General features: G+C 62.8%; 27 protein-coding genes. 6 read left to right on the forward strand and 21 right to left on the reverse strand.

From position 1 onward, the window contains the following. Positions 1 to 3: 3 nt before the first annotated feature. From IP79_RS09920 to leuC, 11 genes are all read right to left on the reverse strand, one after another. Complete coding sequence (locus IP79_RS09920) at positions 4 to 1,032, reverse strand: glycoside hydrolase family 5 protein (protein WP_082337154.1); 1,029 nt, start codon at positions 1,030 to 1,032, stop codon at positions 4 to 6. A gap of 91 nt (positions 1,033 to 1,123) precedes the next feature. After that, positions 1,124 to 2,128, reverse strand: coding sequence for a cupin-like domain-containing protein (locus IP79_RS09925; RefSeq protein ID WP_054119148.1), 1,005 nt, complete (start codon positions 2,126 to 2,128; stop codon positions 1,124 to 1,126). A 9-nt stretch (positions 2,129 to 2,137) separates the two neighbouring features. Next, the gene (locus IP79_RS09930) at positions 2,138 to 4,666 is read right to left on the reverse strand and encodes a glycoside hydrolase family 3 protein (protein ID WP_054119149.1); all 2,529 of its coding nucleotides are present in this window, start codon (positions 4,664 to 4,666) and stop codon (positions 2,138 to 2,140) included. 224 nt (positions 4,667 to 4,890) lie between these two features. Next, positions 4,891 to 5,673, reverse strand: coding sequence for an NUDIX hydrolase (locus IP79_RS09935; RefSeq protein ID WP_054119150.1), 783 nt, complete (start codon positions 5,671 to 5,673; stop codon positions 4,891 to 4,893). A gap of 562 nt (positions 5,674 to 6,235) precedes the next feature. Further along, positions 6,236 to 6,562: a Grx4 family monothiol glutaredoxin gene (gene grxD, locus IP79_RS09940; RefSeq protein ID WP_054119151.1), complete on the reverse strand. Its 327-nt coding sequence runs from the start codon at positions 6,560 to 6,562 to the stop codon at positions 6,236 to 6,238. Between the two features lie 39 nt (positions 6,563 to 6,601). After that, positions 6,602 to 6,835, reverse strand: coding sequence for a BolA/IbaG family iron-sulfur metabolism protein (locus IP79_RS09945; protein WP_054119152.1), 234 nt, complete (start codon positions 6,833 to 6,835; stop codon positions 6,602 to 6,604). 18 nt (positions 6,836 to 6,853) lie between these two features. After that, positions 6,854 to 7,177: a DUF1476 domain-containing protein gene (locus IP79_RS09950; RefSeq protein ID WP_054119153.1), complete on the reverse strand. Its 324-nt coding sequence runs from the start codon at positions 7,175 to 7,177 to the stop codon at positions 6,854 to 6,856. Between the two features lie 88 nt (positions 7,178 to 7,265). After that, the gene (locus IP79_RS09955; protein ID WP_054119154.1) at positions 7,266 to 8,264 is read right to left on the reverse strand and encodes an NADPH:quinone oxidoreductase family protein; all 999 of its coding nucleotides are present in this window, start codon (positions 8,262 to 8,264) and stop codon (positions 7,266 to 7,268) included. A 26-nt stretch (positions 8,265 to 8,290) separates the two neighbouring features. Beyond that, complete coding sequence (gene leuD / locus IP79_RS09960; protein ID WP_054119155.1) at positions 8,291 to 8,890, reverse strand: 3-isopropylmalate dehydratase small subunit; 600 nt, start codon at positions 8,888 to 8,890, stop codon at positions 8,291 to 8,293. Positions 8,891 to 8,903: 13 nt separating this feature from the next. Further along, positions 8,904 to 9,080: a hypothetical protein gene (locus IP79_RS09965; protein ID WP_054119156.1), complete on the reverse strand. Its 177-nt coding sequence runs from the start codon at positions 9,078 to 9,080 to the stop codon at positions 8,904 to 8,906. Between the two features lie 45 nt (positions 9,081 to 9,125). Continuing rightward, positions 9,126 to 10,556: a 3-isopropylmalate dehydratase large subunit gene (gene leuC, locus IP79_RS09970; RefSeq protein WP_054119240.1), complete on the reverse strand. Its 1,431-nt coding sequence runs from the start codon at positions 10,554 to 10,556 to the stop codon at positions 9,126 to 9,128. 128 nt (positions 10,557 to 10,684) lie between these two features. On the opposite strand from leuC, the gene IP79_RS09975 reads away from it, so the two are divergent. From IP79_RS09975 to IP79_RS09990, 4 genes are all read left to right on the forward strand, one after another. Continuing rightward, a complete protein-coding gene (locus IP79_RS09975; RefSeq protein WP_054119157.1) occupies positions 10,685 to 11,101 on the forward strand; it encodes an acyl-CoA thioesterase in 417 nt (138 codons plus the stop codon). A gap of 135 nt (positions 11,102 to 11,236) precedes the next feature. Further along, positions 11,237 to 12,193, forward strand: a complete 957-nt coding sequence (locus IP79_RS09980) for a stealth family protein (RefSeq protein ID WP_054119158.1) — start codon at positions 11,237 to 11,239, stop codon at positions 12,191 to 12,193. Positions 12,194 to 12,288: 95 nt separating this feature from the next. Continuing rightward, on the forward strand, positions 12,289 to 13,089 hold the full coding sequence (locus IP79_RS09985; RefSeq protein ID WP_054119159.1) for a fatty acid desaturase: 801 nt from the start codon (positions 12,289 to 12,291) through the stop codon (positions 13,087 to 13,089). Beyond that, complete coding sequence (locus tag IP79_RS09990; RefSeq protein WP_054119160.1) at positions 13,086 to 13,625, forward strand: sterol desaturase family protein; 540 nt, start codon at positions 13,086 to 13,088, stop codon at positions 13,623 to 13,625. Before IP79_RS09985 ends, IP79_RS09990 begins: the two co-directional genes overlap by 4 nt. Before the next feature lie 124 nt (positions 13,626 to 13,749). Here IP79_RS09990 and IP79_RS09995 read toward each other — a convergent pair whose 3' ends face one another. From IP79_RS09995 to IP79_RS10035, 10 genes are all read right to left on the reverse strand, one after another. Further along, a complete protein-coding gene (locus tag IP79_RS09995; protein ID WP_054119161.1) occupies positions 13,750 to 14,160 on the reverse strand; it encodes a SufE family protein in 411 nt (136 codons plus the stop codon). Between the two features lie 116 nt (positions 14,161 to 14,276). Further along, the gene (locus tag IP79_RS15695; protein ID WP_197273796.1) at positions 14,277 to 14,453 is read right to left on the reverse strand and encodes a hypothetical protein; all 177 of its coding nucleotides are present in this window, start codon (positions 14,451 to 14,453) and stop codon (positions 14,277 to 14,279) included. Next, the gene (locus IP79_RS10000; RefSeq protein WP_054119162.1) at positions 14,450 to 14,701 is read right to left on the reverse strand and encodes a hypothetical protein; all 252 of its coding nucleotides are present in this window, start codon (positions 14,699 to 14,701) and stop codon (positions 14,450 to 14,452) included. Before IP79_RS10000 ends, IP79_RS15695 begins: the two co-directional genes overlap by 4 nt. After that, complete coding sequence (locus IP79_RS10005; RefSeq protein ID WP_233994168.1) at positions 14,698 to 15,015, reverse strand: hypothetical protein; 318 nt, start codon at positions 15,013 to 15,015, stop codon at positions 14,698 to 14,700. Before IP79_RS10005 ends, IP79_RS10000 begins: the two co-directional genes overlap by 4 nt. Further along, positions 15,012 to 15,368, reverse strand: coding sequence for a hypothetical protein (locus IP79_RS10010; RefSeq protein WP_054119164.1), 357 nt, complete (start codon positions 15,366 to 15,368; stop codon positions 15,012 to 15,014). The genes IP79_RS10005 and IP79_RS10010 overlap by 4 nt, the downstream gene beginning before the upstream one ends. Then, positions 15,368 to 15,676: a hypothetical protein gene (locus IP79_RS10015; protein ID WP_054119165.1), complete on the reverse strand. Its 309-nt coding sequence runs from the start codon at positions 15,674 to 15,676 to the stop codon at positions 15,368 to 15,370. The genes IP79_RS10010 and IP79_RS10015 overlap by 1 nt, the downstream gene beginning before the upstream one ends. Positions 15,677 to 15,704: 28 nt before the next feature. After that, positions 15,705 to 16,082 carry an envelope stress response membrane protein PspC gene (gene pspC / locus IP79_RS10020; protein WP_054119166.1) on the reverse strand — a complete coding sequence of 126 codons (378 nt, stop codon included), beginning with the start codon at positions 16,080 to 16,082 and terminating at the stop codon, positions 15,705 to 15,707. Continuing rightward, positions 16,079 to 16,384, reverse strand: coding sequence for an envelope stress response membrane protein PspB (pspB, locus tag IP79_RS10025; protein ID WP_054119167.1), 306 nt, complete (start codon positions 16,382 to 16,384; stop codon positions 16,079 to 16,081). The genes pspC and pspB overlap by 4 nt, the downstream gene beginning before the upstream one ends. 3 nt (positions 16,385 to 16,387) lie before the next feature. Then, positions 16,388 to 17,323: a phage shock protein PspA gene (pspA, locus tag IP79_RS10030; RefSeq protein WP_233994169.1), complete on the reverse strand. Its 936-nt coding sequence runs from the start codon at positions 17,321 to 17,323 to the stop codon at positions 16,388 to 16,390. 40 nt (positions 17,324 to 17,363) lie between these two features. Beyond that, entirely contained in the window at positions 17,364 to 17,549 is a 186-nt protein-coding gene (locus IP79_RS10035; RefSeq protein WP_054119168.1) for a hypothetical protein, read from the reverse strand. 159 nt (positions 17,550 to 17,708) lie between these two features. Here IP79_RS10035 and pspF point away from each other — a divergent pair, with 159 nt between their 5' ends. Then, a complete protein-coding gene (gene pspF / locus IP79_RS10040; RefSeq protein WP_054119169.1) occupies positions 17,709 to 18,767 on the forward strand; it encodes a phage shock protein operon transcriptional activator in 1,059 nt (352 codons plus the stop codon). 91 nt (positions 18,768 to 18,858) lie between these two features. Next, positions 18,859 to 19,260, forward strand: a complete 402-nt coding sequence (locus IP79_RS10045) for a PilZ domain-containing protein (protein WP_054119170.1) — start codon at positions 18,859 to 18,861, stop codon at positions 19,258 to 19,260. Positions 19,261 to 19,340: the final 80 nt, after the last annotated feature.

Genomic DNA, 19,340 nt, shown 5'->3' on the forward strand with positions numbered 1-19,340 from the left:
CCCTTACTTCTCTTCCTTGAGCCCCAAGGAACCCAACATCCCCGGCAGCCATTGCCGCTTGTCATTGTCATAGAACGGGAAGGTGTTGGTGTAGGCCCACACGCAAACGCCGATGCCGGTGGGGGCAAAGGCATCGGTGATCATACGGTGATATTTCACCCGGTCTTCCAGCGCGATGTGGCGATCAAACGCGCCGACCTCGCCCATGAACGGGGTCTTGCCGGTGCGCGCCACATAGGCCTGCACCGCGAGCACATCCTTGGCGAGTTGCGCGGCATCCTCGGTCGTCGGGAAGGCGCGGCCCACCGGCGGGATATCGGGCGCCGTCCATTCGGCCCCCTGATGGGTGTAGGTGAACGGATCATAGTAGTGGAAGGTCGGGTGGATATTGGGATCTTCGGGCAGCGGCAGGGTTTCGAGCGACTTGATCCCGCTCCAGTTCTCGCCCCCGATGATCACGGCGCGGGTCGGATGCAGCGCCCGCACTTCCTTCAGCGACGGCGCCAGCGTTTCGAGCAGATTGGTGTGGTCGAAGTTCTTGTGCGGTTCGTTTTCCAGTTCGAACCACAACGTGTCTTCGGGGTATCCGGCAAAGCGCGCCGCAATCTGTTTCCACACCCCGCCATGCCAGGCGGCAACCGCCAGTGGATCATCATGGATCGGATCGAAATGGTGGCTGTTGAGGATGACGTTCAGGTCTTCCGCCAGCGCCCAGTCGACAATCTGCTGCACGCGGGCCATCCACTTGGGATCGACGGTGTAAGGCGGCTTGTCGCTGGACTTGTTGTGCCACCGCACAGGGATGCGCACCGTATCGAAACCAGCAGCCTTGATACGTTCGAAATCCGCCTTCCGCGCAGGGGCGCCGCCCCATGCGCCTTCGGTCTGCGGTTCCAGCGTGTTGCCCATGTTGATGCAGGTGCCAACCGGCAGCGGTTTGGCGAGCGGGGCAGGGGCCTGCGCCTGTCCGGGTGCTGCAAGGCTTGACGTTGCTACCGCCAGCGCCGAAGCCAAAGCTAGAGCTTTCATCATTCTCTCCCCATGTGTGCGGCCTTGTCGGCCTGCCTTGTGGTAACGCTTCCAAATATTGGCCACTTGGCAATTGCCAATCAGCCGGAACGGATCAGGGGCTGCCCAGCACCTGCAGGATGAAGCGGCGGATCTGTTCGTCGCGCTGCGGTGTTGTTGGCCCGTTCACCCCTTGGGCATGGGCTGGCAGATGCGCGGCGGCATCGCCCGCCTCCTCATCGAACACGAAATGATCGAACCATGTCCGCCACGCTGCGCGCTGGGCTGCGGGCTGTTCGCGGATCGCGAGCATCGCGTGCACCAGCGCCAGAAACCCGCCGCCGCGCGCGGCATCATTGTGCCAGTAATTCACCAGCACATTGATCGGCGCGCTGGCTGCGACATGGTGCCACCACAGGGTGGGAATGTAGATCGCATCGCCCGGCTCAAGATCGGCAAACTGCGCCAGACTTTCCGCCTGCGCATAGCGCGGATAACGCGCATGATCGGGCGCCTGCGGATCGACCATGCTGACAGGCTGCCCGGCGAGCGTGATGTTGAGCGGGCCGACATAGAGATCGGGCGTCGCTTCGGGCGGGAACAGCGTGAACCGGCGGCGTCCGGCGGCGACAACCGCGATATTATCCGACAGATCGAAATGGGTGGCGACCTGCGTGGCGTTGCCCAGCCAGATGCGCGCGGTCGCTTCCATCGCGGCGACCAACGGCAGCGGATTCGCCAAGGCGAGCGATGGCAGGTGGCGGGCGATTTCGGCGGCGCCGGCATAGATGCCGATGGGATCAGGCGTGCCTGCGATATCGCGGAGATGCTGCGCCAATGCGGCCAGCGGCATTTGTTCGCGCCGGAAATTGAAACCGCGCAAATCGGGTGTGTAGAAAAACCGCCCCGCTTCCGATGGCGGGGCGACCATCACATCGGCTGGCAGCCCGGTATCGGCCTGAAAGACCAGATCCAGCGCCGCGTTCGCATCGGCCTTGCCCGCTGCCACAAGCGGCCAATGGGCGGCCAATCCGCGCATCACCACCGGACGAAATGCGGCCCTGATATCGCGCTCGAAGGTCGCGGCATCGGGGATCGCGATTTCGTCGACCGGTGTCATGGCGTCAGATCAGGTGCATGGCAGAACACGCTCTGCATCGCTGCCCAGCCGCACTTCGGCGATGGCATAATCCGCCGCGCCTTCGGTTTCGAGCACGAAAGGCCGGTTGAGATTGGTCACGTCGGCTCCTTTGCTGCGCAGGCATTTCAGCGGAATGCCATAGCGGACATAGTCCTTTCCGGCAGCGAGATCGATAGCCGCAAAGCCTTCACCATCAGGCCCGATCGCCCCGATCCGTGCGCGCTGCGGCGCGGCCCAACTGCGTAGCGTCACCAGCAGCATCACATCGGCATTGGTTTCGCGGTCGATATCGACCCCTTCGAAGTTGCCGAGCTGCACGCTCGCCGTGCCGCCCGCGACGGTGAAACGGCGTGCACCTTCCTGCACCTTGAAGTTTTCCGCCGTCACCCGCACGCGTCCGCCAAGCGCATCTGCCGGGACAGTGGTGACGCGGGTTCCGGCATCGCTGCCGGTGCCCTCGATCATCAGCGACCAGCGCGCTGCGGGGGCACCCGCGTTGAACCACAGGCGGCTGTCGCCCGCGAGGTTGCCGGTGTCGAGTTCGGGCAGCGGCGTCCAGCCGGAGGCGGGCGCGGTGTAATCCAGACCATAGCCGAACGGGAACAGCGTACCTTCGCTCAGCAGTGTGGTGCGCGGCCAATCGGCGGGCAGCGTTCCGGCAAAGTCGAACCGCGGCTGGCCAGCGCTATCTGCCACCAGCACATCGGCAACGCCGCCGCCTTCGCTGCCGGGCAGCCACGCCACCACGAAAGCATCTGCGGCATTGAGCGCGGGGTTCACATACAGGGGCCGCCCGGTGATCATCACTGCGACCACGGGAATGCCCTGCGCCTGCAGCTTGCGCATGGTTTCGTAAGGCGCGGTCAATTCGGGATCGAGCACAAGCGCTTCGCGGTCGCCCTGAAACTCGGCATAGGGCGTCTCGCCGAACACCACCACGGCAGCATCGGGACGGTCGGTAAAGCTGCCATCGGGCGAGAATACGGCGCTGCCGCCGCCTGCTTCGACCGCCTGTTTCAGCCCGTTCCCGATCGAGGTCGCGCCGGGGAAGTGGCTGTTGTCGACCCCGGTGCCCTGCCAGCTCAGCGTCCAGCCGCCCGATTGCCGCGCAATGTCGTCCGCGCCGTCACCCGCGATCAGCAGGCGCTGGCCTGGTGCCAGTGGCAGCACGCCTTCGTTCTTCAGCAGCACCAGCGATTTGCGCACGGCCTCGCGCGCCACAGCGCGGTGTTCGGGTGCGCCGAGCAGGTCATACTGGCCGGAAAAAGCGCGCTGCGAAGGCTTGGGCGCAGCAAACAGGCCGAGCCGCGCCTTGACCCGCAGAATCCGCGCCACCGCATCGTCGATCCGCGCCATCGGGATCGTGCCCGCCTGCGCGCGCGCCAGCAGATCGGCGTAAATCGGCTTCCACGTGTCGGGCGCCATATACATATCCAGCCCGGCCATCAGCGCCTGCGGGCAGGCTTCATTGGTGCAGCCTGCCACCTGCCCATGGGCGTTCCAGTCCGACACCACAAACCCGCCGAAACCCATCCGTTCTTTCAGCACGCCGGTAATCAGCGAGCGGTTGCCGGTCATCTTCACGCCCTGCCAGCTGGAAAAGCTGACCATGACGGTGGAGACGCCTTCGGCAATCGCGGGGCCATAAGGCAGGCCGTGAATATCGCGCAGGTCTTCTTCGCTGATCGAGCTGTCGCCCTGATCCACGCCCCTATCGGTGCCGCCATCGGCCAGGAAATGCTTGGTCGATGCGATCACCCACGGGCCAGCCAGCAGGTTGTCATTATCCGGCGGCCCCTGCAGCCCGCGCACCATCGCGCCGACATAGGAGGCGACAAGTTCCGGATCGGAAGAATAGCCTTCATAGGCGCGGCCCCAGCGGAAATCCTGCGGCACGGCTACCGTGGGGGCAAAGGTCCATTCCTGGCCCGTAACGCGGATTTCCTTGGCCGTGATCGCGCCGATCTTCTCCACCAGCGCCGCATCGCGCATCGCGCCAAGCCCGATATTGTGCGGGAAAATCGTCGCGCCGATGATGTTGGAATGGCCGTGGACGGCATCGATGCCCCACAGGATCGGGATGCCCACGCCGCCATCGCTGCGATCGACCGAGGCGAGGTAGAAATCGTCTGCCGCCTTCAGCCAGTCGGGCGCAGGGGACAGATCATTGCCGTTGGGGCCGCTGTTGCCGCCCACCAGAATCGAGCCGAGCTTGTACGTGGTCACATCTTCGGGCGTGACGCAGCACAGGTCTGCCTGCACCAGCTGGCCGATTTTTTCCTCGATCGTCATGCGCGCGATCAGGCTGGCGATCATCGCTTCGTGATCAGGCTTGGTCGGGACAGGATATTCATAAGTTGGCCACAATTCGGGGTGGGCGGTGCCGGGTGCGGTTGGCGCGGCATCAGCGGCTTCGGCTGGCTGCGACGGCTGCGCACCGGCAATGGCAGGTAACGCGATTCCGGCAAGCAGCAGCCCTGTGAGCAGCCGCGCACCTTTGTGACCGGTGTGGCCCATAATATCCTCTCCCAAGGCAGAATCATCTGCCTTCCCCAATGCTCTTTTGCGAGCGCTACCATTTATCTAGGTAAGTTGGACGCGCGAAGTCAATCACGCGGGCCGCGTCAGCGCGGCGCGATTTGGAAAATGATACGTATTCAGGGCATTTGACGGCAAGATTTTCGGGACGGTCCGGCGACGGACGGCAAAATCACAAAAATGATAGCGATACCATGACGGGATTAGCCCCGCGCCACGTTCTCCAGCAGTTCCGCGGTCACCGGGTATCCGGCGTCGCCGAGGATCGTCAGCCATGCCTTGCCGCCTTCCTCCACCACCTGCGGCATGATCGTGCGGACGGGGATCGCTTCGGCCTGGGCGCGGGCATCTTCGTAGCTGGCGAACAGGGCGAGCCGTTCAAGATTGCGGCGGGTGGGGAAGATCAGCTTGATCTCCCCGCGTTCCGCAGCGTCGAGCGCGCCTTGCGCTGAAACCCAGAACAGCCGCGTGTTTTCGGCATGGTCGATCGACACATCGACCGCACCAGTGCCGAGATTGGCGAGGTAGAAGCGCGTGTCATAGACCCGCGTGATATTCTCGTTCTTGGGAAACCAGCGCGCAAACGGGGTGATCTGTGCCAGATCGAGCCGCCAGCCGAACGCCTCCAGGACCGGAGCGAGCGCCTGCGTCTCGGCCAGCATGGCGCGCGCATCGGCGGCGCGGGCGGCGTCGATATCGCCTGCAAGGCCAAGCGCGAGGCCGGTTTCTTCCAGCGTTTCGCGCACGGCGGCAATCTGGTGCGCGGCTTCATCCGCGCTCAACCCGCTGGCGGCGGCGATGGCTTCTCCCAGCGCATAATCCGCCGGATCGACCCTGCCACCGGGGAATACCGCCATTCCGCCTGCAAAGCTCATATTGCGCGAACGCACGGTCATCAGCACCTCCGGCGCGCCGCCATCCGGGGCGTTGCGGAAGATGATGATGGTTGCGGCGGGAATGCCCACAGGGCCGGAATCGCTGTTCATTGCGGCAAAGGATGGCCTGCCGGCAAGCGCTTGCCAAGGGGCAAGGCAAAGTCCTGCCGGGTTCTTGCGCGGTTACTGCCCCGCAACTGGAGATGGGCAAAGGGGTGTCGGGATGCTTTACAATCGCGCCCGGCAAGCACCAGCCGGCCAACCAAAAAACGCCTGATTTCCGTGGTTTTTCAAGTTTGGCACGCGCTGTGCATAGTATTGATCGGTCCTAATGGTCTTCAACGAGAAGCGCGATCCTTCCTGGTCTCCGGGTCGCGCCTCCCCGAATACGAAAAAGCGCTCCGCACTGGTCCTGCGGAGCGCTTTTTTGTTTTTGCCTCAGGCGTCGGCGCAGCGCGTTCGCGCCGCTTGGCTTACCTTCAGGGGCCCGGCCCTTGCAGGGCCACCCTTCCGGGCGCGCGGTCGCGCTTGCGGCCCTGCGGGCCGAGGCAATGTTGCGTTAGGTTGCTAATAACGGTCGCGAAGCGGCCGCAAGGGCGACCGCCCGCCCGCAGCGACGCGACCTTCAGGTCGCGTGAGCGAGGAAGTCGCAGCCCGGAGGGGCTGCGCTAAATCAAACCTTCGCTACGCCGCTTTCTTCCATCAGCTGCTTCAGCTCGCCCGCTTCGAACATTTCCATCATGATATCGCTGCCACCGACGAATTCGCCCTTCACGTAAAGCTGCGGGATGGTCGGCCAGTCGGAATAGGCCTTGATGCCCTGGCGCACTTCCATGTCCTGCAACACATCGACGCTTTCATAGGCGACGCCGCAATGTTCGAGGATCGCCACGGCACGGCTGGAAAAGCCGCATTGCGGGAACAGCGGCGTGCCCTTCATGAACAGCACAACATCATTGCTGGTGACGATTTCGGAAATGCGGGAATTGGCGTCGGTCATGGTGCTGGAAGCCCTGATACGAGTGTTGACTGTTGCGCTTTACGTGGGAACCACGGTGGTGACTTGCAAGGCGTGCAGTTCGCCGCCCATGCGTCCGCCGAATGCGGCATAGACCAGCTTGTGCTGGGCCACGCGGCTGATACCGGCAAATTGCGGCGCGGTGACTTTGGCCGCCCAGTGGTCATCATCCCCCGCCAGATCGGTCAGTTCCACAGTCGCGCCCGGCAGAGCGGTGAGGATCGCGTGTTCGATTTCGGCAGCGGACATCGGCATGAAATAATTCCTTAGGGATCAGGCCTCGCCGAACAGCTGGCGGCGGGCCTCGATCGTCATGTCTTCCAGCTTGGCGCGGATATCGGCCTCGCTGACATCGGTGTTGGCCGCGGTCAGATCGCCGAGCAGTTTGCGCACCACGTCCTCATCGCCCGATTCCTCGAAATCGGCCTGCACCACGGCTTTGGAATAGGCGTCGGCTTCTTCGGGGGTCAGGTTCATCAGGCCAGCGGCCCATTCGCCCAGCAGGCGGTTGCGGCGGGCGGCGATGCGGAATGCGGTTTCACCGTCGAGCGCGAACTTGGCTTCCTCGGCGCGTCCGCGGTCCTTGAAATCGGTCATGTGTCTGTGTTCCTTCGGATCGGATCCGCAGTCTGGATAGAGGGGGCGGCGTGCGGCTTCAAGCGCGAAGCCGCACGCTATGCGCGGCCTAATCGATGGTGACGACCAGCTTGCCCACCGCTTCGCGCGCTTCCAGCTTGGCAATGGCATCACCGGCGCGGGCGAGGGGGAAGGTTTCGGACACCAGCGGATCGATCTTGCCGGCCTGCATCAGCGCGAACAATTCGTTGACCTGGGCATGGAAAGCTTCGGGTTCGCGTGCGGTGAAGGCGCCCCAGAACACGCCGCAGATGTCGCAGGATTTCAGCAGCGTGAGGTTGAGCGGCATCTTGGCAATCCCGGCAGGAAAACCGACGACCAGAAAGCGTCCCTCCCACGCGATGGCGCGCAGGGCAGGTTCGGAATATTGCCCGCCGACGATATCATAGACGATGTTGGCCCCGTCCGGCCCGCAGGCCGCCTTGAAGGCATTGGCGAGCGCCTTGGACGCATCCTTGTCCATCGCTTCGCGGGGATAGATCACCACTTCATCGGCTCCGGCCTTGCGGGCGACTTCGCCCTTGGCCTCGGACGAAACGGCAGCGACAACGCGCGCGCCGTAAGCTTTGGCGAGTTCCACCGCCGACAGCCCGACGCCGCCCGCCGCGCCAAGGATCAGCACAGTGTCGCCTGCCTTGATGTGGCCGCGATCCTTCAGCCCGTGGATGGTGGTGCCATAGGTCATCAGCAGGCTGGCGGCCTTTTCGAACGGCACGCCTTCGGGCACTTTGAACATCCGGCCTGCGGCAACGGCGACCTTTTCGGCCAATCCGCCATTGCCGATTCCGGCCAGCACTCTGTCACCGACCTTGAAGCCTTCAACCCCTTCGCCCACGGCTTCAACCACACCTGCGATTTCGCCGCCGGGCGCGAACGGGCGCTGCGGCTTGAACTGGTAGAGATCGCGAATGATCAGCGTATCGGGATAGTTGATCGCGCAGGCCTTGACCGCAACCAGCACTTCGCCCTTGGCGGGCGCAGGGGTTTCGACCTCGTCGAGGGTCAGCGTTTCAGGGCCACCTGTGGCGTGGCTGCGGATGGCTTTCATGATGTCTCTCCCAAAAAACTTGACTGTCAGGCGCCCGTGCCGCGCATCAGCCAGGGCTGGGCGGCGGTGCGAGCGGTCTCGAAGGTGCCGATGGCTTCGGCGCGGGCCAGTGTCAGGCCGATTTCGTCAAGCCCGCCCAGCAGGCATTCGCGCCGGAACGGGTCGATGGTGAAGGTGAAACGGTCCTGATAGGGCGTAGTGACGGTCTGGCTTTCCAGATCGACCGTAATCGGCTGCCCTTCACGCGCAACCTCCAGCAACCGGTCAACCGCGTCCTGTGGAAGCACCACCGGCAGGATCCCGTTCTTGACCGCATTGCCCGAAAAAATGTCTGAGAAAGACGGCGCGATCACCACCCGCAGCCCCAGATCGCCCAGCGCCCATGCGGCGTGTTCGCGGCTGGAACCGCAGCCGAAATTGTCGCCCGCGATCAGCACGTTGGCCCCGGCATAGGCAGGATCGTCGATCACATTGCCGGGTTCCGCCCGCAGCGCCTCGAACGCGCCTGCGCCAAGCCCTTCGCGGCTGATGGTCTTGAGCCACTTGGCCGGGATGATGATGTCGGTATCGACATTCTTGAGACCAAGCGGAATGGCGCGGCCTTCGACGCGGGTAAGCGGTTGCATCGGGGTTAAGTCCTCAATCGGTTTCGGGCGGCTCACCCGAAGGGATCGGGCCGGGCTGGGTCGGCTCGTTCGGCTTTTTCATGCGCTTTCCGGCATAAAGCAGGGCAGCGGCAATGGCGGCCGATCCGATAGCGCCAGCGGCGGCAAGCGCGGCGTTGCGGGCGTTGTTGTTTTTGGGCTTGTCGGTCATGCTTTTTCCATGCGCTTCGCGCAGCAGTCTTTCAAGGGGTTGGCGTCACGCAAGTTCGCGGGCGTCGGTCAGGCGACCCGTGACAGCGGCAGCCGCCGCCATCGCGGGCGAGACGAGGTGCGTGCGCGCGCCGGGGCCTTGCCGGCCGACGAAATTGCGGTTGCTGGTCGAAGCGCAGCGTTCGCCCGGCGGCACCTTGTCGGGGTTCATGCCCAGACACGCCGAACAGCCCGGCTCGCGCCATTCGAAACCGGCTTCGATGAAGACTTTGTCCAAGCCCTCGTCCTCGGCCTGCGCCTTCACCAGACCCGATCCGGGGACGACAATCGCCCAGCGGACATTATCGGCCTTGTGCCTGCCTTTCAGCACGGCGGCGGCGGCGCGCAGGTCTTCGATGCGGCTGTTGGTGCAGGAACCGATGAAGACGTTTTCGATAGGCACATCGGTCATGGCGGTGCCGGGGGTGAGGCCCATGTAATCGAGGCTTTTCTGCACCGCGACACGCTTCGATTCGTCGGCAAAGTCTGCGGGGGAGGGCACGCGCCCACCGATTGCCACCACGTCTTCCGGGCTGGTGCCCCAGGTGACGCTGGGTTCGATGGCGGCGGCATCGATCACCACGCTTTTGGCGAAGATTGCGCCATCATCGCTGTGGAGCGTGCGCCAATAGGCAACTGCGGCTTCCCATTCAGCGCCCTGCGGTGCCATCGGGCGGCCTTTCAGGTAAGCGAAGGTCACGTCGTCTGGTGCAATCAGGCCTGCGCGCGCGCCAGCCTCGATGCTCATGTTGCAGACCGTCAGGCGTTCTTCCACGGTCATTTGTTCAAACACGCGGCCACGATATTCGATCACGTAGCCAGAACCGCCCGCCGCGCCGATCTGGCCGATGATGTGGAGGATCAGATCCTTGGCGCTGACACCGGGGCCGAGATCGCCTTCCACCCGCACTTCCATCGGCTTTGATTGCTGGAGCAACAGCGTCTGGGTCGCCAGCACATGTTCGACCTCGCTCGTCCCGATGCCGAACGCCAGCGCGCCCAACCCGCCGTGGCAGGCGGTGTGCGAATCGCCGCAGACGATAGTGGTGCCGGGCAGCGAGAAGCCCTGTTCGGGGCCGACCACATGGACGATCCCCTGTTCGCGGGCCGTGGCGGGAATGTAGCGGATGCCGAAGGCCGGGGCGTTCACTTCCAGCGCGGCCAATTGCGCGGCGCTTTCGGGATCGGCGATGGGCACCGCCTTGCCTGCCGCATCCACCCGCGCCGTGGTGGGCAGGTTGTGATCGGGCACCGCCAGCGTCAGTTCGGGCCGCCGCACCGGACGACCTGCCACCCGCAGCGCCTCGAACGCCTGCGGACTGGTGACTTCGTGCACCAGATGCCGGTCGATATAGATGATCGCCGTGCCATCGTCGCGGGTTTCGACGGTGTGCGCGTCCCAGATCTTTTCGTACAGAGTGCGGGGGCGGCTCGCCATGATCGGTTCCATCATTCGGGGGGTCGGGTGATGCCCCCTAATCATCTTTGCCGATCCGTGGCAAGATTGCGGCGATTTACACGCAATGGCTGGTGGAAATTGTAACAATTGTGCGCTAGCTTACAGTCATGTTAGCAACCACCGCTCCCGCCACTGCTTTTTCCCACCCGATTACGGTTCTGCCCGCAGACATCGACTTCATGGGTCATGTCAATAACGCGCGCTATCTCAATTGGGTGCAGGATGCGGTGCTGGCGCACTGGAACAATCTTGCCCCGGCAGAGGATATTGCCAGCAAGGCGTGGGTCGCGCTGAAACACGAGATTACCTATCGCAAGCCCGCATTTCTTGAAGATGACGTGATCGCGCAAACCGTACTGGAACGGTTTAACGGCGCGCGGGCGTTCTATTCCACGCTGATCAAGCGGGGCGAGGAAGTGCTGGCCGAAGTGCAATCATCATGGTGCTGCATCGATGCCCAGACCCTGCGCCCGGCGCGTATCGGTGAACACCTGCGCGAGTTCTTCTTTCCCGCTGCCGAGTAAAGGCGCCCGGTTGCCCGCGTTTTGCGGGTAAAACCAACCTGTGTTGGTATTTATTGACTTGTGCGCCGCTGCGCGCCACGGGCCGTTTTGTCCTGTTCTATCGTGGCAGACCAAACGCTTGCCCGGACGGGATCAATGCCAAATCACAGCGTCGCCGCGCGTATCGATGCGGTCATCACCTGGGTTGACGGGGATGACCCGCTGCACCGTGCCAAGCGGTTGCATTTTCAGCCACAGACACCGCGCAACGCCAATGCCGTCAATCCGCACCGCTGGGCCTGCAATGACGAGCTTGGCTATTGCCTGCGCTCGATTGCCAATCATGCGCCGTGGATCGGGCGGATCTGGATCATCACCGATGCGCAGATGCCCGATTTGTCGCGCCTTCCGGCCGAACTGGTCAGCCGGATCGCGATCATCGACCACCGCATCCTGTTTGCCGGATATGAAAGCGCGTTGCCGACCTTCAACTCGCTCGCCATCGAAACGCTGCTGTGGCGCATTCCGGGGCTGGCCGAACATTTCGTCTATTTCAACGACGATGTGTTTCTCACCGGCCCGCTGGCCCCCGGCGATCTGTTCCATGATGGTGCGCCGGTGCTGCGCGGCGGCTGGGTGGATCAGCGCGCCATTGCCGCCGATCCTGCCAGCCGCGATGATCCGACGCGGCTCAATGCGCTGACCCAGATCAACGCGGCGGCGCTGGCGGGCTTTGGTGCGGAGCGGTTGTTCCGCGCAGCCCATGTCGTGCATCCGCTGCGCCGTTCGGTGCTGGCCGGGCTTTACGACCAGCACCGCGGCGCGTTTGCGGCCAATATCGGCCACCGGTTCCGCTGTGTTTCGCAGTTCCTGCCGCAGGGATTGCACAATCATGCCTGCATCGCAGCGGGCGGCGCGGTGCTGCACACTGCGGAGGATCACCTGCACCTGCGCACCGGGGCGGTGCATGATTACCCGCTGCCGCGTGTGCGGGAATACCTCGCCCGCGCATTGCAGCCGCAGTTCAAGTTTCTGTGCGTCAATGATCTGCCGCAGGTCGAAGCTGCGATTCCCGACACCCGCGACTGGATCGAACGCGCTATCGCTGCGTGAGGCGGAGTGGCCGGACAGTGCTCTAAACGCAATTGCCACGCGGTGTGCAGGTTCTATACGCAACCACATGCCCCGCCTGTGCGTATCCTTATGATATGAACCCGCACCCGACCCTTCCGGCCCGTGCCTATCAGGGCGCGATCGGCGTGGCGCTGGCGCTGGCGATTGCGGGAAGCTGGCTGGCAATCCACGCTTACGGCATGTTCGTGTTCGAACTTTCCTGGCGCAACTGGCCCTTTGCGCTGCTGCTGGCGGCGGTGCAGTGCTGGCTTTCGGTGGGCGTGTTCATCGTCTGCCATGATGCGATGCACGGCAGCCTTGTGCCGGGCAGGCCCAAGGCTAATTCTGCCATCGGAACGGTATTGCTGGCGCTGTATGCGGGCTTTGCGTGGAAGCAGCTGCGCGATGCCCATTTCGCCCATCACAAGCTGGCCGGTCGCGCAGGCGATCCCGATTTCGACGAGCATCATCCTGATAATTTCCTGCGCTGGTATGGCACCTTTTTCCGGCGCTATTTCGGCTGGCGTTCGATCCTGTTCGTGCACACGGTAGTGGGCATTTACTGGCTGGTGCTGGATATTCCGATGATCCAGATCGTGCTGCTCTATGGCCTGCCCGCGCTGGCATCATCGCTCCAGCTGTTCTACTTCGGCACCTTCCGCCCGCACCGCCATATGCCGGGCGAGGACGCCACTGCTTTCGCAGACCGCCACAACACCCGCAGCGAGGATTTCGGCACCATTGCCAGCCTCGCTTCGTGCTTCCATTTCGGCTATCATCTTGAACATCACCGCCGCCCCGACGTGCCGTGGTGGGCGCTGCCGCAAGCGCGCCGGGCTGGGGTGGGAAGGCCCGATGATATTGAGACTGATTTGACTGAAAAGGTGCCCGCATGAGCTGGCTCGAAATTACGCTCACCGTGCTCTCCTCGCTGATCGGGATGGAGATTTTCGCGTGGGTGGCGCACAAGTATATCATGCACGGCTGGGGATGGGGTTGGCACCGCGATCATCACGAACCGCACAATAACATGCTGGAAAAGAACGATCTGTTCGCAGTCGTGTTCGGCACGATCAATGCCGCCATGTATATCTACGGCGCGCTGTACTGGGACTGGCTGTGGTGGTTTGCGGTGGGGATCACACTCTACGGGGTGATCTACACGCTGGTGCATGACGGGCTGGTGCACCAACGCTACTGGAAGTGGGTGCCGCGCAAAGGCTATGCCAAGCGGCTGGTGCAGGCGCACAAGCTGCACCATGCCACGATCGGCAAGGAAGGCGGGGTCAGCTTCGGCTTCGTCTTCGCGCGCGATCCGGCCAAGCTGAAGGCAGAATTGAAGGCGCAGAAGAACGCCGGGATTGCGGTGGTGCGCGATTCTGCGGGCGCGTCTGGCGAAGAGGTTTTCGAGACGGTTGGGCGCAATCTTTAGGCCCGCCTAGGCCCCGTCTAGACCCCCTCTAGGTCGGTCTTGACCCCCTCTAGACCCCACTTAGGCCCGTTTCAGGTGAATGTTTCACGTGAAACATTGGCAGAAAAGCGAAGCGGTCAGGTTCTCAGACCTCCGCCAACCTTGCTGCGTGTTCCTTCACCAGCGCGATCATGTTCGGCACGCCTTGGGTGCGGTTGCTCGACAGCTGGTTTTTCAGATCGAACGGCGCAAGCGCGCCCATTACATCCATCGCGGCAACTTCGGCAGCGGGCTTGTCCTGCACGGCGGAGATTACCAGCGCAACGATGCCCTTGGTGATCGCGGCATTGCTATCGGCGAGGAAGTGCAGGTTCTGTTCTTCCTGCGATGCGGGATAGACCCATACAGCGGCCGAACACCCGCGCACCAGCGTGGCATCGGTTTTCAGCGCATCGGGCATTGGCTCAAGCTCGCGGCCGAGCTCGATCAGCAAGCCGTAGCGGTCGTCGCCTTCAAGGAATTCATATTCTTCGAGAATGTCGGAAAGGGTGCGCAATTATCAACTCCGTTCGCCCTGCTTTTGCGAGACTGCCCTAATAGAAAGGACAATGCTTCGACAAGCTCAGCATGAACGGGTTGAGGTCATGGCAGTTCCTCAGGTCACCCGCGAGGTTAACCGCTCAGGCCGCCAGGCCGGGTGAAGGCGTGCCAGATCACATAGAACCAGCCGAAGAACCCATGGACAATCGCCCAGATGATCGATTGGTGCAGGCTCCAGCTGATCGCCACCGCGATGGCGCTGCCAAGGCCGATGCCGGCCTGTGTGGCGGTATCGCGCGCGCCGCTCACAGTTCCACCCCGCTGGCGATGGCTTCCAGCTTGCGGATGCGTTCCTTGAGATCGGCCAGTTCGATCCGCGCAGTGCCGATGCCGGAACCTTCGTCGGCGGCGGGGCGGGGCAGGGCGCGGTCAAGCTCCTGCCGCTTGAGATCGAGCCAGCCCTGCCAGCCACGCAGCAGTGCAGCAGCGATGATGACAACGGCGATCAGGCTGGATGTGGCCATGATGATTGTCGGGTCGAGAAGGGGCGTAATCATTCGCTCTGTTCCTCCTTGCTGGCGGCGGGCAAGCCCCGCAGCGCTTCGATTTCGGCAGTAATCCGCGCCCGTTCGCGCGCATCGCCGGAGTTGCTGTCGGTCACGATGCGTTCCAGCACCTTGATCCGTTCCTTCAGTTCGGTGACTTCGCGCTGTGCCGCCTCGATTTCGGCCTGGCTGCGACCATCATCGCGCGGAGCGAGGGTTTCCTTGCCATATTCATCGGTCGTGATCCCGGCGCGCGCCTTGGTATATTGCACCACGCCCCAAACGATGATCCCGATAATGGCAACGAGAGCCCAGCCGCTCATCATGCTTCGCCCTTGTCTTTCAGGTTCGACAGGGCCCGGTCCCGCAGTGCGTCAATCTCTGCGCCGAGGTGGTAGCCGCCGTCTGTGACGATCCGTTCGACATTGATCAGCCGGTCTTTCATCGCGCCCAGTTCGGCCCGCAATTCGGCGTTTTCCTGGGTCAGCAGGGTAACGCGGTGGGCGGTCTGCTTGTCCGATCCCGGCTTCAAAGACTGGCCCCACATCCCTTCGAGCGGGTAGCCGTTCTTGATCTTCATCCGGGTGGTCTGGAACGAGGTCAGGATACCGCCCGCGCCGAGCACAAAGGCCCCGCCAATGATCCAGCCGAGATAGGGGAGAAAGTCGACAGCTTCCATCACACGCGCTCCTTGCTAAGGCCGAGCGGCACGCCCGCGCCATCCTCGTCAACGCGGCGCTGGTCGCGCAGCGCTTCGATCTGGGTGGCGATATCGTAACCGCGATCGGTGACGATGCGTTCGAGCACCTGCACCCGGTCTTCCAGCCGCTGGATGTGAGACGCATATTGTGCGGCCTTTTCAGCGGTGTGTTCGGCCGTGCTTTGAACTTGAAGTTTGGCAATCTTCTGCTGATGCGAAGTCCAGATCCCCAGCAGGGGTATTCCGAAAATCATGACAACCGCTGCCAGTCCGATGAATTCGCCCATAGTCTTGGTCCCTGTTGCGTATTGGCGATTAGCGCAGCCGCTCGATTTCGGCGGTCAGGCGCGGATTGCTGCTGACATAGTGGGTTTCCACTGCGGCCAGGCGGCGGTCGATGTCACGGAAATTGGCGCGGATTTCCTTGGCCGTGCGCTTCGGGTTCTGGCGCACGCCCTGCCAGTATTTCTGCTCGCTCGCGTCGCGATAAAGGTGGGGCGGCTTCTTGTTGAGGATGAAGCCGGCGATGAAATAGGCGATTATCGAGGGGCCGCCGGTGATGAAAATCGAAGCGACTGCTGCAAACCGGACCCAGAATACATTGACCCCGGTGTAATCGGCGATGCCGGAACACACGCCCATGATCCTGGCATTGTACTTGTCGCGATAAAGCGTGGTGCGGGGGCTGTTCATGCGCGGGTTCCCTTCTTCTCTGCGATCAGCGCTTCCAGTTCGCGCAGTTGCTGGTTGTCCTTTTCCTGATCGGCGATCAGGCGGCGGGCAGGGGTGAATTCGGGCTCGTCGCTGGCGACCAGCCGTTCGACCGTTTCCATCCGCTCATCCAGCCGCTTGGCGAGGTTGTAGAGTTCCTCCAGCAGCACCTCGTCATCGGTGGTAATCGTGGCTGCTGTCTTCCACTTGGTCATGTAATGAAGGATGACCCAGGGCAATCCGATGAACAGCATCGCCACAATCAGGATTGGTTCAAAATCCATGGTCTATTCCCCCTTGCTGTCGTCGGCCTTGCCGAGCGCCTTCTTCATGGCCTCAAGTTCATCATCAATCGCGTCCGATCCGGCGAGCGCCGCGATTTCATCGGCGAGCGACGGGGTCTTGCCTTCTGCAATCTGCAAAGCGTCGGCGCGGCCTTCGGCGTAATCGACCCGGCGTTCGAGCTGGTCGAAGCGGGCTAGCGCTTCATCGGTGCGTTCGGTGCTCATCAGCGTGCGCAGCTTGACGCGGTTTTCGGCGCTTTCGAGACGCGCAGCGATTGCAGTCTGGCGGCTGCGGGCCTCGCGCAGGCGGTGCTGCAGCTTGGCGATATCGTCTTCGTAAGCGCGCAGCGCATCGTCGAGCACGGCGATTTCCGCCTTCAGCTGATCGGCCATGTCACCGGCCTTCTTCTTTTCGACCAGCGCCGCACGGGCCAGATCCTCACGATCCTTGGAGAGGGCCAATTGCGCCTTTTCGCCCCAGTCGGCCTGCAACCTGTCGAGCTTCACGCAATGACGGTGCATTTCTTTCTGATCGGCAATTGTGCGCGCCGCGCTGGCGCGGACTTCGACCAGGGTTTCCTCCATTTCGAGGATGATCATGCGGATCATCTTGGTCGGATCATCGGCCTTGTCGAGCATATCGTTGAAATTGGCGGCAATGATGTCGCGGGTGCGGCTGAAAATGCCCATGAAGGCTACTCCATCGAGAAACGAGTTGGCGCGATCCCGTGCGCTGCTGCGTGCAGAATCGGAACCGCCGGTATTGTCCTGCGATTGCGCTTTGGAAGGGTTGCGACGCAAGGCTTCGATTTCCTCGTCAAGCCGCGTGAGCCTTCCGGCGCTGAGCAGGCGGGTGGGGTGGGCCGGAGTATCGCTGCTCTGGTCGGCGCGAGCCGGGCGTGCGCCGCCGGCAGCATCTGCAGGGGGGACATCCTGCATGGGGCGCTCCGGCCCAAGGGGGTCAAAAGGGTCGCCCATATCAGGCGATCTCGATCATCGCGCCCGCTGATGCAGCGGGATAAGCGATCGGGGCAGCATGGGCAGCGCCCGGCTGGATCTGCGAAGACAGCGCGATCATCATCACCATCGCGGCAATGCTGGCCATCGCGGCATGTCCGACCTTGGAATTCCAGAAGCTGCTGGCGGCGGGATTGTGGTTGATCATGGCGGGTCTCCGTGGCGGTAAGCGTCGTGTTGCCAAGTATTTTGCAATCGGCGTGCCAAACTCGAAGAATGGCGGAATTGCTGGGTTTTTCGGGTTGGGTTACAAACTACTGTTAGTGTCTATTGCCAAGCATTGGGGAATTTCACTATATGTTTGGGTGTGAAGAACGAAAGCCAGTTTATTGGTCAATCGGGGGCCTTTCTCGACGCAGTCGAACGCGCCAGCCGCGCTGCGTCAATGAACCGCCCCGTGCTGGTGATCGGCGAACGCGGCACCGGCAAAGAATTGATCGCCGAACGCCTGCACCGCCTGTCGTCGCGCTGGGACGAACCGCTGGTCACCATGAACTGCGCAGCGCTACCCGAAACGCTGATCGAAGCAGAACTGTTCGGCCACGAGGCCGGTGCATTTACTGGAGCAACCAAGGCACGTACGGGCCGGTTCGAGGAGGCAGACAGGGGCACCCTGTTCCTCGATGAACTTGGCACGCTGTCGATGGGCGCACAGGAACGGCTGCTGCGCGCGGTCGAATATGGCGAGATCACCCGTATCGGTGCTTCACGCCCGATCAGGGTCGATGTGCGGATTGTGGCGGCGACCAATGATGATCTTCCCGCTCTGGCCGCATCGGGTGAGTTTCGTGCCGATCTGCTCGACCGACTCAGCTTCGAGGTGATCACCTTGCCGCCACTCCGCGTGCGTGAGGGCGATATCGGGGTGCTGGCCGAATATTTCGGTAGGCGCATGGCAGCCGAGCTGGATTGGGATCGCTGGCCGGGCTTCGCGGGCCATGTGATGGATGCGCTGGAAGATCATGCCTGGCCCGGCAATGTCCGGGAATTGCGCAATGTGGTCGAACGCGCGGTCTATCGCTGGGGCGATTTCGAAACACCAATCGCTCACGTTCAGTTCGATCCGTTCGACAGCCCTTGGCGCCCGCGCCCCCCCGAACATCGCCGCAGCACGTCAGCTGCTCTATCGCCCAAACCGGCGCCCGGCGCGCCGGACGCCGCCCTTGTGCCTGCGCCGAATTTTGACGCGGTCGATGATTTGCGGATCGCAGTCGATACCCATGAGCGGGCAATTCTCCAGCATGCTCTTGGCAAGCACCGTTGGAACCAGCGCCAGACAGCCCGTGCGCTGGGCCTGACCTATGACCAGCTGCGCCACTGCATCCGCAAGCATGGCCTGATGCAGGAGCAGGACGAGAGCGCCTGAACGTTCGGCAGTCCGATACGGGCTGACTAGGTAGTTCGACCAGTGGCCCGCTTGTCTCGGGTTTCACCAAGTTGTGCGAGCTTTGGCTATTATGCCGCAGCTTGCCGCCACGACCTCGCCAGACGATCCCGCCGACAATTTCGGGCGGCGGGCCGCTGCGCGGTTACGCCTGTCGATCCCTGCGCGGATCGTGACGGTCTATGAAACCCAGACCTGCATCCTGCTTGACCTGTCGCAGACCGGCGCGCGGATCGGCATCGCCGATCCGATGGCCTTGGGGGATGGCGGGTTCCTGATGGTCGGGCCGATCGAAGCCTTTGGCGAAGCGGTGCGGCTGACGCTTGGCCATGGCGGCGGCGTCAACGGGATCGCGTTCGAAGAGCCACTGTCGCACGATGAGGTGTTGGCGGTGCGCCACCATGCCGAAACCTTCCGGCAGATCGAGCGCGAAACGCTGCGTGATCAGGTGCGGCGCTGGGTGACCGGAAGGTAACCGAGGCGAACCAGGCGCTGCACAAGCTCTAGGGTTCAGGTTCGCTCTTGCCAAATACGGTGCCACAGACTAGGTGGCAG

This window comes from Porphyrobacter sp. AAP60 (assembly GCF_001296025.1).
Taxonomy (GTDB): Bacteria; Pseudomonadota; Alphaproteobacteria; order Sphingomonadales; family Sphingomonadaceae; genus Erythrobacter.

Excerpts from the sequence above, each read along its gene's own strand:
- IP79_RS09985 (WP_054119159.1), top strand. The coding sequence starts at position 12,289 with ATGAACCCGCACCCGACCCTTCCGGCCCGTGCCTATCAGGGCGCGATC.
- IP79_RS09950 (WP_054119153.1), bottom strand. The coding sequence starts at position 7,177 with ATGACCGATTTCAAGGACCGCGGACGCGCCGAGGAAGCCAAGTTCGCG.
- pspA (WP_233994169.1), bottom strand. The coding sequence starts at position 17,323 with ATGCAGGATGTCCCCCCTGCAGATGCTGCCGGCGGCGCACGCCCGGCT.
- IP79_RS09990 (WP_054119160.1), top strand. The coding sequence starts at position 13,086 with ATGAGCTGGCTCGAAATTACGCTCACCGTGCTCTCCTCGCTGATCGGG.
- IP79_RS10035 (WP_054119168.1), bottom strand. The coding sequence starts at position 17,549 with ATGATCAACCACAATCCCGCCGCCAGCAGCTTCTGGAATTCCAAGGTC.
- grxD (WP_054119151.1), bottom strand. The coding sequence starts at position 6,562 with ATGACCGACGCCAATTCCCGCATTTCCGAAATCGTCACCAGCAATGAT.
- IP79_RS10010 (WP_054119164.1), bottom strand. The coding sequence starts at position 15,368 with ATGGAAGCTGTCGACTTTCTCCCCTATCTCGGCTGGATCATTGGCGGG.
- IP79_RS09965 (WP_054119156.1), bottom strand. The coding sequence starts at position 9,080 with ATGACCGACAAGCCCAAAAACAACAACGCCCGCAACGCCGCGCTTGCC.
- IP79_RS09980 (WP_054119158.1), top strand. The coding sequence starts at position 11,237 with ATGCCAAATCACAGCGTCGCCGCGCGTATCGATGCGGTCATCACCTGG.
- IP79_RS09975 (WP_054119157.1), top strand. The coding sequence starts at position 10,685 with ATGTTAGCAACCACCGCTCCCGCCACTGCTTTTTCCCACCCGATTACG.
- IP79_RS09955 (WP_054119154.1), bottom strand. The coding sequence starts at position 8,264 with ATGAAAGCCATCCGCAGCCACGCCACAGGTGGCCCTGAAACGCTGACC.
- IP79_RS09945 (WP_054119152.1), bottom strand. The coding sequence starts at position 6,835 with ATGCCGATGTCCGCTGCCGAAATCGAACACGCGATCCTCACCGCTCTG.
- IP79_RS09935 (WP_054119150.1), bottom strand. The coding sequence starts at position 5,673 with ATGAACAGCGATTCCGGCCCTGTGGGCATTCCCGCCGCAACCATCATC.
- IP79_RS09930 (WP_054119149.1), bottom strand. The coding sequence starts at position 4,666 with ATGGGCCACACCGGTCACAAAGGTGCGCGGCTGCTCACAGGGCTGCTG.
- IP79_RS09920 (WP_082337154.1), bottom strand. The coding sequence starts at position 1,032 with ATGATGAAAGCTCTAGCTTTGGCTTCGGCGCTGGCGGTAGCAACGTCA.
- IP79_RS10005 (WP_233994168.1), bottom strand. The coding sequence starts at position 15,015 with ATGATGAGCGGCTGGGCTCTCGTTGCCATTATCGGGATCATCGTTTGG.
- pspC (WP_054119166.1), bottom strand. The coding sequence starts at position 16,082 with ATGAACAGCCCCCGCACCACGCTTTATCGCGACAAGTACAATGCCAGG.
- IP79_RS10000 (WP_054119162.1), bottom strand. The coding sequence starts at position 14,701 with ATGATTACGCCCCTTCTCGACCCGACAATCATCATGGCCACATCCAGC.
- leuD (WP_054119155.1), bottom strand. The coding sequence starts at position 8,890 with ATGCAACCGCTTACCCGCGTCGAAGGCCGCGCCATTCCGCTTGGTCTC.
- leuC (WP_054119240.1), bottom strand. The coding sequence starts at position 10,556 with ATGGCGAGCCGCCCCCGCACTCTGTACGAAAAGATCTGGGACGCGCAC.
- IP79_RS10015 (WP_054119165.1), bottom strand. The coding sequence starts at position 15,676 with ATGGGCGAATTCATCGGACTGGCAGCGGTTGTCATGATTTTCGGAATA.
- pspB (WP_054119167.1), bottom strand. The coding sequence starts at position 16,384 with ATGGATTTTGAACCAATCCTGATTGTGGCGATGCTGTTCATCGGATTG.
- IP79_RS09925 (WP_054119148.1), bottom strand. The coding sequence starts at position 2,128 with ATGACACCGGTCGACGAAATCGCGATCCCCGATGCCGCGACCTTCGAG.
- IP79_RS10045 (WP_054119170.1), top strand. The coding sequence starts at position 18,859 with ATGCCGCAGCTTGCCGCCACGACCTCGCCAGACGATCCCGCCGACAAT.